Here is a 15,681-nt window from a genome sequence, read left to right as displayed (position 1 = left end):
TGTTTTTAGCCCACCTCATCTAAACTTTATGTCAAAGCTTATATTAACACTGGCTGTAACATACACAAAACAATAACAGACCCCACAATAATGGTCTTACTTTGCTCTAACGTGTAATAATTGATGGGATTTCTTCGTCATTTAAACACCGTATGATTCGTTCTTTGAAATGCTCGATTGAGATCATATTCATTGCTTCATCAAGAGGATAGTAGCCAACATCCTCTGTTTCGTAAGAGCTTGTAAGCTTTCCGCTAACTGGTCTTCCTTTAAACAAAAAAACACATGTTGATCTTTCTACATCCTGCTCTAATCCTAAAAACCTCATCAGTTCGATGTTGATTCCTGACTCTTCCTTAACCTCTCTTATTGCAGCATCTTTGATTGCTTCTTCATCTTCTATAAAACCACCTGGAAATTCCCAGCCTCTCCTACTTTTAACGAGTAGAAATTCATCTTCAGCATTTATTACCATGACAGCAACAGCTACTTTATATCGTTTCATATTCATCCCCCTCCATCAGCCATTCCAGATATCGTTCAAGTAGAATGATAAACCTCTCAATGTCCAGATATGAAATGTCGCCTATATTCGCAATTCGGAAGGTTTGTAGCGTGTTCACTTTTCCAGGATAAATCGTAAAACCATTTCTGTAAAAATAATCATGCATTTTATTAAAATCATAGTTTGGCTGGGAAGGTTCGATAATCGATGTGATGATTTTAGAATGGCTATTTTTATGAACAAGATAATTCAATCCTAGTCGACAAACCCCTTCTATTAACGTTTCCCATGATTTTGTATATCTTTTATAGCGCGTCTGTATTCCTTCCCATTTTGTTTCAAGGATCGCTTGCTTTAAGGCATAAAGAGTTTGTACAGGAGGGGTAAATTGCATTTGATTTGTTTGTTTAAAATAGTGATATTGCGCAAATAAATTTAGATACACATTACGCTGTTTATATTGCTTTGTTTTTTCTAATTGCGCTTTTTCAGCAATGACAAATGAAACACCTGCCATACCTTGAAGATTTTTATTTGAACTTGCAGCAAGATAGCTTATATTCATTTTGTTCATATCGATAGGAATGGCTGCAAAGGAACTCATTGCATCAACGATCATCGATAAATTATATTTTTTGCACAGCCCTCCAACAGCTTCAAGATTATTTAATAGACCTGTTGATGTTTCGCAATGGACAACGGCAAGATGTGAAAGCTTTGTTGGGACATTCTTAATAAATCGTTCAAGAGAAGGTAGATCAATTGCTTCATCAACAGGACTTGTATATTCAAAAAATTCAAGTCCATATACATCAGCAATTTTACACATGCGCTTACCATATGCCCCATTATTAATAATCAAAACAGCATGATCATCAATTACTGAGCTCAGGATGGATTCAACTGCTGCTGTACCAGATCCACCAAATAGAACTGTTGTATATTCCTCCAGATTCCCAACGAACCTTGTTAATTCATTTGAGATAAATTCCATAACACTTCCGAATTCTTCTTCTCTCGGACAAATATCCTCTACAACCTGAGCATATTTCACAGTATCTGTTGTTGTTGCCGGTCCAGGATTTAATAAGACCGTTCGGTTAATTGATTTCGGAACATTTTCCCTTGCCTTTATTAGTGGATAGATAAACTGAACGGCTCTCGTCCAATGGCCCTCGTCATCAACCTCACACCAAACGACATCGTTTTCTTGATGAACATAAAAAGGAATCTGATCTACAATTGCAACAATTCCATTTTCATAATCCATCCTGTGAAAATTAGGAAGTAGCTCTAAATGGCTGCATATTTTTTGAAAGGTTGGATAAGAGAGCTTCGTTATTCCAACTAGCTCTCCAGATATGTTCATTAAATCCGCTTTCGCTTTCGACATGTTGACAAGATGGTGTTTTTCATCTATTTCAATTAGAACCTCATCACCTGAGTCCGTTAACTTACTTGCTAATATGACATCCTTTTTAGCATGATTCATTAAAATAGTTAATGCAGACCTTTCATAGATTAAATCTGATTCAACTAATAAAAAGTCTTCGTTTATAACATCCTTCAACCTATATAGCGTATACATGCTTCCTGTGGTTTCAAAGTCTGGATTGTATACACATTGTATTTGCTCGTATTTTTTCGCAAGCTCTTCATATGCTTCGTTCATAAAACCTGTACCTATGAAAATTTTCTTAATCCCAGCAGCTAACATTTTTGAAATCGAATGTTCAATTAAAGGTTTTCCATCGAGTAGTAAAAATCCCTTTGGATTGTATCCCGTTCGTTCACGAATTCGACTCCCCATCCCTGCTGCTAAAATAACGGCTGTTTCAATCATCTAAAAACACCTGCAATCGCTCTTTGACTTCGAATGGCTTGATCGTTGGACGTCCAAGGCCGGATTTAGAGCCTTCTGCAATTTTCATATATAAAAAGGTCAATTTTTGATGTTGTTTCCACGCCTTGATATACTCCGTTAATTCTTCGAGTGTATGAACATAGATTGACTGTTCATATCCACAAGCTGCAGCTGTATCAACAAAATGAACATTTGGTGATACAGTGAATTGTCCTCCAGTTGAGTCATGTATATGGTTATCGAGAAGAATATGAAGAAGATTAGCTGGAGAATAGTAGCCATTTGTTGCTAAATTGCCCATCCGCATAAGGAGTGCTCCATCACCATCCAAGGCAATAATTGCCTTTTCTCTTCTTACTAAAGCTAAGCCTAAACCGATTGAACTAATACAGCCCATAGACCCTACCATGTAAAAATTATTTGGTGCATCTTCTACATCATACAATTCTCTACCTAATTTTCCAGTTGTTGCCAAGTGAACAGTGTTGTCATCCCTCAAGGCTGATATGACTTGCAATGCTTCGTATCTCGATGGTTTTTCATCATCAAACACTTTTTCGCGTTTAATTGTTGGTATTGTCTTTTGTTCATTCAGCTGTTTATCCTGAAGGGTAACTTGTGCGAGTGTTCCTTTTTTCACAATGAAAAAATAAGGTTGATTTTGTTCTATACATTGATTTGCCCTCTGAAGCTGTTGTTTTGCTTCATCAAGGTCTGAGGATAAATAATCCCATTTTATTTGCATTAAATTTAGCATTTCCGGTGTAATCTGGCCCATTAATTCATGCTGTGGTTCATCAGGGAATCCTGGTTCTCCCCTGAGGCTCACGAAACCTAGGATTGGAATTCGAAAGGGATGAATGAGAGATGTTAACGGTGAAACTGCATTGGTTAATCCCGAATTCTGCATAAGGACAACAGACTTTTTCCCACCAATTGATGCTCCAGCAGCAATTGCTACAGCGTCTCCTTCATTGTTAGACATGACGAATTCACATTCATTAATCGCGAAGTTTATGAGACTCTTTAAATATGAGCAAGGTACCCCGCTATAAAAATCAAAACCTAACTCTTTTAACAAAGAGCCGAACTGTGCGGTGTTCATGATTCTTGATCACCTGCTTTTTGGTTCTTTTCATAAGCCTCCAAATCTAGCCAAGATCCTTTAATATAATTTACTGCAATCGGATGTAAAGTTAAAACATGATTTAACAAATCACCTATCGTTAGGTCATTACTATTTTCCTCTTTTATAAGATCTTCTAATGCTGCCTTAATGACATCTGCTCCTTTATCGGTTACCTTCCATAAGCCGATAAACTCACCATGAATATTACCCATACCTTCCTTATTTGCCATCGCTACTAAGTCTACTGTTTTACCGTACAAATACTTTGAATAAGGTTGTGAGGCAGAAACAAGATTCCGCTTTTCACCAGTTGTTTCAAAGTCAGCGTCTACAACAATCGTAATCTCGTTATCCATTTCGATTAGCTCTTGGAGAATATAAGATTTGTAGATGATATCATTGAAGCTAATGATCGTATTCTCACCGATATGATTCATGGCGTTATAAAGCGATAGTAATTCTCCAGTATCTCCTTCAATTGTTACGATGTCTTTCACACCACACTCTTTAAGGTGATCTATTTGCTCTGTTACAATGTGATCTGCATGGGATTGTCTGGAAAGAATCATCGCATTCGCATTTTTCTGTGAAGAGGAGAGATACTTTTTCTCAGCAGCTGCAAGCTCTTCTTCGCCTTGTAATCGGAACACTTCGTTTAGTGGAGCAACTGCCTTTTCGACATGTAACAAGCTTTCATCATGAAAAATTCGACTTGAGGTTTCTTGCATAGACTTAATGGAAGCACGTAGATTGTGATTAGCCCAGATCGTCAAACTGACACCCAATTCTCGAAATAGGTCTGTAGGAGTTGTATAATATTTCGTCGGAACAATGATAACAGGATGTCGATTACCCCATTCCTTCATAAATGCTTCAATATCTTGTATATCCGATCTTTTACTATGCATGAGAATTGCGTCTGCCCCAGCTAGACGATAGGCTTCGGCACGCTTTAATGCTTCTTTTAATCCCCAGCCAGCAATAAATGCTTCAACTCTTGAGACAACAACAAAATCTTCATCCTTTTGCGTATCCTTCATCGCTTTGATTTTCCCGCAAAACTCATCGATATCAGCGAGTGGTTGAGCCTCACCTCTAATAAATGAATTTGTCTTCGGAAAAAGCTTATCCTCAATACAAACACCGCCAATGTCTCGTTGCTCCAGTTTTTTCACTAATCTTCTTGCATTGTTAAAATTCCCATAACCTGTGTCACCATCAAGTAGAATCGGAATGGTTGTCACATCACTCATAAATTCCAACACATCTAAAACTTGCGTCCAGGAAGCCTCATTATTATCACGAACACCTAATGCCGCAGACATTGACAAACCACTTGCCCATATTCCTTTAAAACCAGTTTCCTCCACGATTTTCGCAGACAAGGCATTATGAGCCTCCATAATGGATTCAAGCTGGTTACTCGTTATTAACTTTTTAAGTTGAGTTGTTTTCTTCATCGCCATTCTCCCTTGCCTTTTTACTCATCTTCATGTTGAATGAGGTTTTTTCTAAGTTTTTTAAAGCTTTCTCTCTTCATCACCCGATAAGTAATTTTTAAAAGAATATTTGTGTCGACTGATAAATGTGGCTCTATAAGGTCAAACACCTCATAACCTGTTTCACAGTAGTGAATCTTGTTTGGATCCATCCCATGCTTTATCGCTCCAAGGCCTATATCCTTCGCTTTTTCCCCTACCACGACAAGCATGTCAATATTAGCTTCTACGGCTTTTTTCCCCATTTCTTCATACTGTTCAACTGCATATGGCCCTTTTCCAAGCTGTGGCATATAGCCTAAAAGGGCAATTGACTTCTTGTCTTTTGATACATCACTTAACACTTGCAGCCCTGTTGCCATTGAGAGAGGTGCAGAGTTCCATGTATCGTCAATCACTGTACAGCCACCAAGTCCAGCTTTAAATTCTAAATGCTCCTTTACCTGTTCAAAGCTTGCCAACAATTCAATTGCCCGTTCAATCGTAACACCAGCATGTGAAACAGCTGCAATCGATGCCAGAGCATTATAAATATTGTGCTCTCCATAACCTGGTACGAAGACATCATACTCATTTTCTAGGTATATTAATGTAAACATCATACCTTCGTTAGCATATTGAATATTTGTTGCTCGAAAGTCTGAATGCTCACTCTTTCCAAAATAAACAACTCTCTTTAAATGGTTAATATTCACTACTCTCTTGATATTTTCATCATCAGCATTTAAGATGAGTACCCCATGATCAGGGTCTAAACCATCAACGATTTCAGCCTTTGCCTTCATATATTCTTCAGGTGTTTCACAGTCAGCAAGATGATGCACACCAATATTTAGTAAAATTCTAATTTGTGGTTGAAAATACGTACAGGCGATCTTTAAATAACCTGGATATGCGACAGGCATTTCATAAACTGCAATCTCTGTTTCTTTTTCTAATTTCATTAAATAACGGAGATTAACAGACATAGAATTCATACTCATCCAGGTTGCTTTTACGTTGAAATCATTTTTTAGAATTTGCCGAATCATTTCTTTTGTTGTGGTTTTTCCACATGTACCTGTTACACCGATGACAGGGATATCAAAAAGCCCACGATAATAGGTAACAAATTTCCAATAGGCTTCATCTAAATCTTCCGTCTTGATTAAAAAGATGGAATCACCAAGGTCGGTGCATAAATCTGGTCGATCTGTCACAATAACGATTGATTCGTTATTCTTCCAATACTTACCGTTTATTTTTTCATGATCCATATGAAATACTAATGTGTTGTCATCAATTTCCCTTTTTGACACATTCATAACATAGTGGATCATTGGATTCCCATATCCATGTAGGATGTCAACATCACCGATTTGTAACAGAATCGTACTTAAAGGTAAATGAATCACCGTCGATCACTCCTCACTTTGAATTTTATTGATCCCCGTAGCCAGCAAGTGAAGCTGCATAATTAAGCAAACGAATGCCAGCAAGAGAGCGCAGTTTATAAGCTCTAATTTGTGAGAATAAGTTGTCTGGCTTAGCGTTGATTTCAAGGAGCTTAATTGAATCATATTGATCAATACATAAATCTACTGCTAGCTCTCCGAAGCTTCCGATTTCCTGTTCCACAGTTGTGACAATCTTTTTGGCCACCTTACCTAATTGATTTGTTATATAGCGCCGTTCGCTTGGATCTAGATACAAGCTATTCATCACTTTGCTCAACCGCAAGTTCAGTTCTAAATCCTCTGTCAACACTTCTTCACTTGTGAGTCGGGTAACCATCCCTGTTCGAAACCAAGTATGTTTTTCATTTTTTTGCATATACACACGGATCTCCAAATTTTTACCGTTGTACTTTTTCCGACGAATTCCTTCCTGTATCAGATATGGAGTTCGGTCAATAAGTGGAGATATAACTTCAAACAACTCATCTTCCCGACTAAATTGTTGCAGTGTTTTCGTGTTCAAATGAAACATCAATATTTCAGTTGGGCGCCGAATAATCCGAATGACCCCTTTACTCATTGAGCCACCTAACACCGGTTTTATATACACTTCTCCATAGCGATCAAGCATTTCTATTAAATCTGTTGAATGTTCAATTAGACGTGTTTCTGGTAAATATTCTTCATGTTTATCCAATAAAAGATGATGTGTTTCCCACTTGTTACCTGTCAGTTGAAATAATGCTGGTGGGTTGAGAAACGGGATTTTATAAAGTGTTTGCAGCTTCACTCTAACTTCATCGATATCATAGGTAATATTTGTTTTTCCACGAAATAAAAATCGATCATAAATTACTGCTGGGAAAGGAAAAATCCCTTCACCATCAAGTGTTGTTCCTTTAATAACCTGTTGATCCCAATTGATATCCTTAGGTTCGAATACATAGACAAACATTTGCTTTTCTTTGGCAAGTCTAAATAAATGTTGAAAGTACGTAGTTTGCCGATCAAAAGGTCGTGCAGCTAATATCCCAATAATTGGCCCCAGTGTAATGACGCCACCAGAAGATACTAGTTTAGGATTCCAGTCTTTTGGAAGAGTTAATTTTGAGCGCAATGATTTTGAAAGCTGGATCATATTTGAATTGCGGAATGAAAAAGGGTAGGCATGAATGGTTGCCGGCGACATATTTTTCCCTGCGCAAACAAAGGTTGAATCTCCTTCTTTTAGGTTATATTTTTGTCTGATTTTTTTCGGAATTTGAATGATAAGACCTGTATCATATGTTTGATTCAGAATTGTCAGCTCCCAGTTTTGACGCATGTCAGATGCCTCATGAAAGCTGCTTCCATTTTCAATAACCTCAAAAAGGTAGACTAATTCACTTTCAAATTTTGAATAACTTGAAGTGTTCATTAGAGTTGTTTTTATGTCTGGCCAAAGTTTTTTGAGTATAGGGAGGTTAGCATGGTAATACGCTCTTTGAATTGTTGGATTAAATAAGAACTCATTTTGCAGCTCATGATGATGGGCAGCTACTAAATAAGCAAGACATAAAATCGATTTCGTAAGCTTAGGTTCCATAAGCCAAGAACTTAAGGAAATATATTCAAATCCATATGTTTTTTTACGGAAACGACCTAATCCTCCGTGATTCGTTCTTCTTCTTAGTTTCGCTGTCCTTGGCTCCTCTATCAACGCGAATGGTACAGCAAGATAGTGATCAAGCGCTCGTAATAATGATAAGGATGCTGGAATGCCAAAATGGATGTGCCCCCCACATTGATAGCCTCTAAAAGGCATACTTCCTGCATGGAATTCAATATTTTCATAGGGGGCCATTTGCGATGCTTTTTCTACTAGATCATTAACATGAATGAATAATTCCTGCGGGGACTCTCCCTTCTCTGGCCTTATTTCTACTAAGGCATATTCCCCACTATCTTTTTCAATCTGTCTTTCATCACAGCCAACATCCCCTTCTACAGGAAAGAATGTTGATGCAGGTAATAATTCATGATCACAGCTCAGCATAAATTCAATGTCCGCTCCAATTGAAAAAGGGAGCTTTGGTTCGACAATTTCCTCTAAAAACGTCTTATTTGAGGGATTAATATCTAGGACAACGACTGATTCATTTGGTAGCACACCTATCTTCACAAAGCCATGTGTTAATCCTGTCACATAGAGTGCCCGAATCGCCATTGTCTTCCATTCAATTGGGATTGAGCTTTCGTCAACCGCTCTCCACTCCCAGCCAAAAGATGATGTTCGAATCGGAATTTCATTGAAGATCGCCTGTTGGACAAAAGCGAGTGCCACCCCTTTTATGGAAAGGCCCTCAACCTCCAAGTAGTATTCTGTTTCAATGGAATATAATTTCGTATAAAAGTCATAGCCTTCATCTATCGCTTGTTCCATTGTATGAATCATTGAAACGTCCTTACCACCATGTTTACCATACTTTCGACCAATGATCGGATACATACACGTTTTTGGATCAACTAATTCAATGGATGGAACATTGTTTAAATTAAGGATTTGTAGCATTAATTCCTTATCAGATTCGATCCAGAATCTCTCCTTCATCAAATCCACACAAAAAACCTCCAATACTAAAAAATCTAGGAAACTTCTATTATCGTTCCAGTACGCTCTACAGACCTTTACACTCTGTTTTAAAAAAGAAATTTGTTTCCGCTCATACTAGACAAAAGTAGTTTTTATATACTATGACACTCCTAATAATTTTCCAGTATGTTTACCCTAGAGCTATCGCCCATTTAAGCTAAATGCTCACTCTTTTAGATTGGCAACAATAATTACTTTAAAATCGTTTGTTATAGTTCACATTTTTCAACATTTTTGCATTTGTTAGTATAGGAGGATAGGAGGAATATAGACTTTAATACGTAAGGAGCATTCATCATGCCATTGAAATATATTCAAAAAAACTATGTAAAATATAACAAAGGGAATGGGTATATTTGTTGTCTTTCCGATGCCTTACATGCCACACCACCAGCTGCAGATGTATTTACCGACAACATTGTTGAAGGCATTATGGAAAGAACAGGGTGTCCTGGGATTATTAGTACCGTTTCGAGAAAGCTAGCAGATTTGAATCGGAGTCCAAATGGTGATAATGATTTAGCAATAAAAGAATATAGGCATGCACTAAAAGATATATTGGAATTTCTAAACATTGTCGATTATGATCAACAACAGCTCACACATCCATTCCTACATGTATCATTTCATGGGATGAAGGATGATCATTATGGTCCATACGGTGTGGAAATTGGAACTGTTCGCGGACGCTCCTGTTCGGTAGAAATAAAAAAATGGTTTGAAGAAACACTTACGAAAAAAGCAAAACAATTGTTACCTAACATCAACCTTATCTTTGATCAAAAATTTGTTGGGCATGAGTCTATTACCTATCATAGACTTGGAGATGGAAATCGTTATCAAGGATTTGGTTCCCACTTTCACACCTTTCAAATTGAACTATCACGAACAATGCGGAAAGAGTACCGACCTCAATTAATCGATATCTTTTCAGAAATGATGATCGATTTCCAGACTACATGTGTGAATAAGTAAGGAATCTATTGTTGAATGAAAAGTGTCTTGTATAATCATTGTGAATTCCTTGACCAATGGCGGAATTTTTGCTCATAATCGTTATAAAACCTTTCACAGGTGGGATTCCTTTTGTTTTTATATGGATTAAAGTAAAAAAATAAGTAGCCTAATGGCTACCTACTACTTTTCTTAGATTCCCTCTCTTTAAATCATAAAATTTTCCCCTAATTTGATTTTAATAACACCTTCACATAATTAGGTAAAACAAATGAGGCAAGAAAAATCTCAGAGTTAATATATTTTGTGTCCTCAGCTTTTAGTCTTGTTAAATCAGCCTCTAAAGGATCGAATTTTTTTGATGCAATCGTAAAACTCCATAATCCACATGGGAATAGGGGAATTGTCACCAAATAGGTCCGAACAATTGGGAAAAGTTCACATAATGAATGGTATGTTTTTCGTAGAGTGGAGGTGTTATAAAAAGGAGATCCAGACTGAAATACTGCAACACCATCATCAGTAAGGCACTCAAATACATCCTTGTAAAATCCTTGGTCAAACAATTTTACTGATGGACCTACAGGATCTGACCGATCAATCATTAAAACATCATAGTTACCTTTGTTTTCTTGTATCCAATCTACTCCATCCTTGTGGATCATACTGAAGCGCTTATCACTATCATAATGGGATGATGACGTTAACCATGTTCTACATACATCTGTCACTTGCTGATCAATTTCAACTACATTGATCTTTTCAATTCCTGAATACTTCATTGCCTCACGAGCTGGACCACAGTCCCCTCCTCCTATCATCCCAACTACCTTCGGATCTGGATGAGTAATGATTGGGATATGGCTAATCATTTCATTATAAATAAAACCCTCTCCAGATGAAACTTGTGGTACCCCATCTAAAACTAGCATTCTCCCAAAGCCCTTTGTATCGGCAATACTAATTTCTTGGAATGGAGATACTTCATGATGCAGTAATGCGTTTACTTTGTATTCTGTTTTTATTCTTGCCCTTGCCACATAATTTGAGATCCATAGTTCTTCATCTTCCCACTTGTATTCTTTTAATGCATGTTCCTCAAACGTAGCTACCACCCCCCTTTGATTCTCTTTTCTTATTAAATTATGAGACCTTATCTATACTTGATATCCACATATAGCACAAAAAAAGATAATTAGACTGATAGCCTAAATTTTTCACTAAATAATGGAGAATAGGTAATCTGTCCTTGAGTCGTTTATGGATTTTTGTGGAATAGGGTACTAGTTTAATACCAAAGAGACCCCCACCACATATACTTACATTACAAACATAATTATAGTGAAAATGATAGGGAGGAAAAATCTATGAGTAATGAAAATAATTTGTCATATTTATTATCATTAATAGGTCGAAAAGTTCGCACATATAAAGGGGGACCTGAATCAAGAGAAGGTCTATTGCTTCATGTGAAATCTGATTATATTGCGCTTTTAACTGACAAAAACGAAGTTGTCTATTATCAAACAATGCATCTAAAGAGTGTTGTAGAAGATACGAAAGCGAACTTTCAATCTACAACAGAAGCGGACACGAAACCTGAAGTTCTTAAATCTGAATCTTTTAAAGACATGTTAGGTCAATTAAAGTCCCAAAATGTTCAAATTGATCGAGGTGGTCCTGAAAGTCTAAAAGGTACGTTATTAGATGTAAACGATGACTTTTTAGCATTACAAACAGAAAAAGATGGTGTTGTCTTTTATCAAATCCACCATATTAAGAGTATTAGTGTTGATCATGGTCCATCTAAAGATAATTCAAAGCAAAGTATACCTAAAGTAACAGCAAAGGTCTTTTCTGAATTGTTAGAAGGATTCCAACACAGCTGGGTAACCATTAACCGTGGCGGACCAGAAAGTGTTGAAGGTGTATTAGCGGATATAACAAGTGATTATGTTACAGTCATTCATCATGAAAAAGTTTTTCGTATCACAAATTACCACATTCGCAACATAAGCCATGGATCAAAACATGATCAAAAGAAACAACAGGAAGGCGAAAATAACGAGAACAATGAGGATAACCAGGACAATCAAAATAATCAGAATGAAGAATCAACGAATGAAAAAGATAAGAACCAAGAAAATGATCAAAACACTGAGCAAACGAGTAAACAAGAAGCAAAACAAAATACCAAAGAAGAAAGCTCTAACAAATCAAGCAGCAAAAATTCAGCCAAAAAGAGTGAAAAAGAAGCGAAACAAACGGACGATAGTAAATCTGTCCAAATGACCACAAACGATAGCAATAGTAACGAAGATAAGTCTAATAAGAAAAAGGTCATTTACGATATGCTGATGTCTCAAGTTGCTGCGAACCTTGAAGAAGCATTAAACAAGGCAAAAAACCGTAGTAAATAACAGGGCGTATCATTATGCATTTTTTTGTTATTTTTGAAGGTCACTGGTATTCATAGCCGTACAAAAAATTGTCTGTGCGGCTTTCTAAATAGAAATGGAAGAGGGTGATGAAATGTTGATAACACTCTTTTTTATTCTAGCTGGTTCTCTATTCTACTCGATTTTATGTCCACCTAGACAAGAAAAAGAAACGATGGTTAGAAATCAAAAATTAGATATAAAAGGTAATGATTCCCCCTTAACAAAAGGAGCGAAACAGCATGTTTGATTTTCAAGCTATGTTTATGTTGATGCTCTTTGTATTAACAGTCTCTTTTATTGTGTGGAAACCCCGAGGAATTAGTGAAACAGTTCCAACTTCGATTAGTGCTTTTATCGTCCTGTTAGTTGGGATTGTTCCTCATTCTGATGTAAAAGAAATTTTTAATATTGTTAGCGGAGCATCTATTACTATAATATCTACAATTGTCATGTCAATTGTTTTAGAAAGCGTTGGATTTTTCAAATGGGTTGCTCACAATCTAGTTAAAAAATCACGTGGCTCAGGGATCATTCTATACATTTATATCTTAACCTTATGTTATTTAACTACTTTATTTTTTAATAATGATGGAAGCATCTTAATTACAACCCCCATTATTATACGAATTGTCACACTTTTAAGGTTAAAGCCACAACAACAAATTCCATATCTACTATCTGGTGCATTAATTGCAACGGCATCAAGTGCACCTATTGCAGTAAGTAATATTGCAAATTTAATTGCCCTTAAAATTGTTGGCCTTGATTTAAACAGCTATGTTGCTATGATGTTTGTCCCCTCTATGATAGGTATTTTGGCAATCTCACTTTTACTTTATCTGTATTACAGAAAGGATATACCAAAGAAAATCCTTTCACATACCCTTCCCTCTGGGATTCACTCCCAAAATATCATTCTTCTTGAACATCCATTAGCTGATAAGGGTAATCCCTTACTTGACATAGACTGGTCGACATTTCGTATCTGTATCATCGTAGTCGTATTAATTAGAGGAGGGTTTTTTGCGCTTACTCCGTTCGGTGTACCACTTGAGATAATAGCCATCGTTGGTGCTTTGTTACTAATCTATATCCGCTGGCAAAGGCAAGGAATAGGCGGCAAGGATATTTTGACAAAAACACCATGGCATGTATTATTATTTGCGTTTAGTATGTACGTTCTAGTGTATGGTCTCCATAACGTTGGAGCAACTACATTAATTGTTGATTCGTTAAAAGATTATATGATCACAAATCGATTTAACACTATTATGATCTCTGGAGTATTACTTACAGTCCTTTCAAATCTTTTTAATAACTTACCTGCTGTCATGATCGGCACGTTATCATTTGTTGAAATGGGTTTAGATACACACACCTTACAGCTTGCCTATTTAGCTAATATTATCGGTAGTGATATAGGAGCACTTATCTCTCCAATGGGGACATTAGCAACACTTATATGGATGTTTATTTTGCGTAAAAACAAGATTCACATCTCGTGGGGACAATATGTTAAGGTGACAATCCTTGTTATCCCAATTGGATTAATCATTTCATTACTTGCTTTATATCTCTGGTCAGAATGGCTATATTTTTAGAAAAGGAGGAGGTTTTATGAACAATTTCAAGGTATTCATTGGCAAAAAAATCTGCGTGGAAATTCCAGGACAAATCCATACAAGAGGATTACTAGTAGATACTGGTACAGATCTCATTGTACTATTCAATGGAAAAGACTTTATTTATATTCCTAATGCTCACATCCACCTCTTATATTTAGATGAAGAAAATTATGAATCTATCGAGTTTCCAGAAGAATTACCTTTAGAAACTGAATCAGATACATTATCAGTAAGAAAAATTTTAAATAATTCTAAAGGGATGTTTTCTGAAATTGTTGTCGCGAATGATCAAGCAATTCACGGGTATGTCACGAATATCATGAATGATTACTTTGTTTTCTATTCACCCGTTTTTCATACGATGTATATTTCATTGCAGCATTTAAAATGGCTAATTCCTTATCGCAGCAACCAAGTCCCTTATGCATTAGAAAGGGCTACATTTACAAGCTACCCTTCAACTCTCTCCCTAGCAAGGTCCCTTGATGCCCAAATAAAAAAAATGTTTGGTAACATAGTGATTTTCGACTTAGGTGAAAATGTTCGGAAAATTGGGCAGCTCCGCAGCTTTCAAAACAATATGTTAGAATTGGTGACTGCTAGGGAAGAAGTAACTTATGTAAATGCTCGACATGTGAAATCAGTCCACATTCCTAACAAAGGTTAACTTTCAACACCATTAATACCCCGACACATGTCAACTAGGGGTATTTAGGGTGGCAGAAGGATGGACAAGGCCAGAATTCCTTAAAAAATTAGACCTCTGCCATATGTTTAGAGCAGTGGTCTAATTCTTGATTAACGACATCATATGAAGGTAGCAAATGTCCAAATTGAATAATTATTTATTATTTTGTACATATTAAAGGTAAAAACTTTAGGGAGCTATATGCATGTTAAATAATATCAATAATAATGATATAGAATTCATGGAAAAACGAATGAGGGTTGCTAATATAACGAAGGATCCCTTATTACAGATCGAAATGTTCGAAAATGAATCTGCAAAAGAAAGATTATTACAGTTAGTATCTGTTGCACAAGAAACCTTTTTGTATACTAGAGATACAATTGACATTCACAGTTCTGACCTAAATCTCCTTTTTAGAGCCATTTTGCACTTAGCTCGATTAACAAAAGATGACCTCTCTGATCTTGAATATTGCTATGTTTTAAGTAATTTAGACCATGTAACTAATAAGCTGCTAAAATCTTGTGAAGAAATTAAAACATACTCTGATTCACCTATGGTACGAAATAAAAGTAAATATTAATAAAAGAGTCTGTTCTCATACTGAACTGCACCCCAAATGTTAGACACAACTAACATTTGGAGGTGTAGTTTTTTTATGACAAAGTATTCACTTGAAACAAAAATTTCATCAGTAGAGCACTAAATGAAGGGTACTAGCTCTTTTAAAGATACAGCGAATCTCTTTGGAGTTACTTTGACGGCTTTAAAAACTTGGGTAGCACAGTATAAAGAACAAGGTACGGAAGGATTAACTTCAAGGTATACAAACTATGATATTCGCTTTAAAATGGACGTAATTAGTTATATGAACGATACAGGAGCGTCCTATTTAGAAGCAGCTG

The 15,681-nt window shown here is 36.3% G+C and carries 14 protein-coding genes; 7 read left to right on the top strand and 7 right to left on the bottom strand.

The window, feature by feature from the left end; translation table 11 throughout:
* Nucleotides 1–106 precede the first annotated feature (106 nt).
* The 6 genes from I7822_RS26760 to I7822_RS26735 are packed head-to-tail and all read right to left on the bottom strand — an operon-like array spanning nucleotide 107 to nucleotide 9,023.
* A complete protein-coding gene (locus I7822_RS26760; RefSeq protein ID WP_243459701.1) occupies nucleotides 107–505 on the bottom strand; it encodes an NUDIX hydrolase in 399 nt (132 codons plus the stop codon).
* Nucleotides 492–2,348 carry a 2-aminoethylphosphonate aminotransferase gene (locus tag I7822_RS26755; RefSeq protein ID WP_207982106.1) on the bottom strand — a complete coding sequence of 619 codons (1,857 nt, stop codon included), beginning with the start codon at nucleotides 2,346–2,348 and terminating at the stop codon, nucleotides 492–494. Before I7822_RS26755 ends, I7822_RS26760 begins: the two co-directional genes overlap by 14 nt.
* A complete protein-coding gene (gene aepY, locus I7822_RS26750; protein ID WP_243459700.1) occupies nucleotides 2,341–3,474 on the bottom strand; it encodes a phosphonopyruvate decarboxylase in 1,134 nt (377 codons plus the stop codon). The genes I7822_RS26755 and aepY overlap by 8 nt, the downstream gene beginning before the upstream one ends.
* Nucleotides 3,471–4,958, bottom strand: a complete 1,488-nt coding sequence (gene aepX / locus I7822_RS26745) for a phosphoenolpyruvate mutase (protein ID WP_207982105.1) — start codon at nucleotides 4,956–4,958, stop codon at nucleotides 3,471–3,473. The genes aepY and aepX overlap by 4 nt, the downstream gene beginning before the upstream one ends.
* Before the next feature lie 20 nt (nucleotides 4,959–4,978).
* Nucleotides 4,979–6,391, bottom strand: coding sequence for a Mur ligase family protein (locus tag I7822_RS26740; protein WP_207982104.1), 1,413 nt, complete (start codon nucleotides 6,389–6,391; stop codon nucleotides 4,979–4,981).
* A 25-nt stretch (nucleotides 6,392–6,416) separates the two neighbouring features.
* Entirely contained in the window at nucleotides 6,417–9,023 is a 2,607-nt protein-coding gene (locus I7822_RS26735) for a putative amidoligase domain-containing protein (protein ID WP_243459704.1), read from the bottom strand.
* A gap of 339 nt (nucleotides 9,024–9,362) precedes the next feature.
* Between I7822_RS26735 and I7822_RS26730 the strand changes: the two genes are divergently transcribed.
* Entirely contained in the window at nucleotides 9,363–10,040 is a 678-nt protein-coding gene (locus I7822_RS26730) for a hypothetical protein (RefSeq protein WP_207982102.1), read from the top strand.
* A 206-nt stretch (nucleotides 10,041–10,246) separates the two neighbouring features.
* On the opposite strand, the gene speE is transcribed toward I7822_RS26730, so the two are convergent.
* The gene (speE, locus tag I7822_RS26725) at nucleotides 10,247–11,134 is read right to left on the bottom strand and encodes a polyamine aminopropyltransferase (protein WP_207982101.1); all 888 of its coding nucleotides are present in this window, start codon (nucleotides 11,132–11,134) and stop codon (nucleotides 10,247–10,249) included.
* A gap of 252 nt (nucleotides 11,135–11,386) precedes the next feature.
* On the opposite strand from speE, the gene I7822_RS26720 reads away from it, so the two are divergent.
* The 6 genes from I7822_RS26720 to I7822_RS26695 form a co-directional block, all read left to right on the top strand.
* A complete protein-coding gene (locus tag I7822_RS26720) occupies nucleotides 11,387–12,439 on the top strand; it encodes a hypothetical protein (RefSeq protein WP_207982100.1) in 1,053 nt (350 codons plus the stop codon).
* Between the two features lie 112 nt (nucleotides 12,440–12,551).
* Nucleotides 12,552–12,707, top strand: coding sequence for a hypothetical protein (locus I7822_RS26715; protein ID WP_207982099.1), 156 nt, complete (start codon nucleotides 12,552–12,554; stop codon nucleotides 12,705–12,707).
* Nucleotides 12,700–14,061, top strand: a complete 1,362-nt coding sequence (locus tag I7822_RS26710; protein ID WP_207982098.1) for an arsenic transporter — start codon at nucleotides 12,700–12,702, stop codon at nucleotides 14,059–14,061. Before I7822_RS26715 ends, I7822_RS26710 begins: the two co-directional genes overlap by 8 nt.
* Before the next feature lie 16 nt (nucleotides 14,062–14,077).
* On the top strand, nucleotides 14,078–14,752 hold the full coding sequence (locus I7822_RS26705; RefSeq protein WP_207982097.1) for a YwrJ family protein: 675 nt from the start codon (nucleotides 14,078–14,080) through the stop codon (nucleotides 14,750–14,752).
* A gap of 226 nt (nucleotides 14,753–14,978) precedes the next feature.
* Nucleotides 14,979–15,359 (top strand): hypothetical protein, encoded by a 381-nt coding sequence (locus I7822_RS26700; RefSeq protein ID WP_207982096.1) that lies wholly within the window; start codon nucleotides 14,979–14,981, stop codon nucleotides 15,357–15,359.
* A 123-nt stretch (nucleotides 15,360–15,482) separates the two neighbouring features.
* The coding region (locus tag I7822_RS26695) for a helix-turn-helix domain-containing protein (RefSeq protein ID WP_207982095.1) at nucleotides 15,483–15,681 on the top strand (199 nt) is incomplete at its 3' end.

The organism is Metabacillus bambusae (assembly GCF_017497975.1).
Lineage (GTDB): Bacteria > Bacillota > Bacilli > Bacillales > Bacillaceae > Metabacillus > Metabacillus bambusae.
The sequence above is the reverse complement of the archived record's forward strand: the minus strand, read 5'-3'. Positions and strand labels throughout refer to the sequence as shown.

Coding starts and splice junctions, on each gene's coding strand:
- I7822_RS26760 (WP_243459701.1), bottom strand. CDS start 505: ATGAAACGATATAAAGTAGCTGTTGCTGTCATGGTAATAAATGCTGAA.
- I7822_RS26755 (WP_207982106.1), bottom strand. CDS start 2,348: ATGATTGAAACAGCCGTTATTTTAGCAGCAGGGATGGGGAGTCGAATT.
- aepY (WP_243459700.1), bottom strand. CDS start 3,474: ATGAACACCGCACAGTTCGGCTCTTTGTTAAAAGAGTTAGGTTTTGAT.
- aepX (WP_207982105.1), bottom strand. CDS start 4,958: ATGAAGAAAACAACTCAACTTAAAAAGTTAATAACGAGTAACCAGCTT.
- I7822_RS26735 (WP_243459704.1), bottom strand. CDS start 9,023: ATGAAGGAGAGATTCTGGATCGAATCTGATAAGGAATTAATGCTACAA.
- I7822_RS26730 (WP_207982102.1), top strand. CDS start 9,363: ATGCCATTGAAATATATTCAAAAAAACTATGTAAAATATAACAAAGGG.
- I7822_RS26720 (WP_207982100.1), top strand. CDS start 11,387: ATGAGTAATGAAAATAATTTGTCATATTTATTATCATTAATAGGTCGA.
- I7822_RS26715 (WP_207982099.1), top strand. CDS start 12,552: ATGTTGATAACACTCTTTTTTATTCTAGCTGGTTCTCTATTCTACTCG.
- I7822_RS26710 (WP_207982098.1), top strand. CDS start 12,700: ATGTTTGATTTTCAAGCTATGTTTATGTTGATGCTCTTTGTATTAACA.
- I7822_RS26705 (WP_207982097.1), top strand. CDS start 14,078: ATGAACAATTTCAAGGTATTCATTGGCAAAAAAATCTGCGTGGAAATT.
- I7822_RS26700 (WP_207982096.1), top strand. CDS start 14,979: ATGTTAAATAATATCAATAATAATGATATAGAATTCATGGAAAAACGA.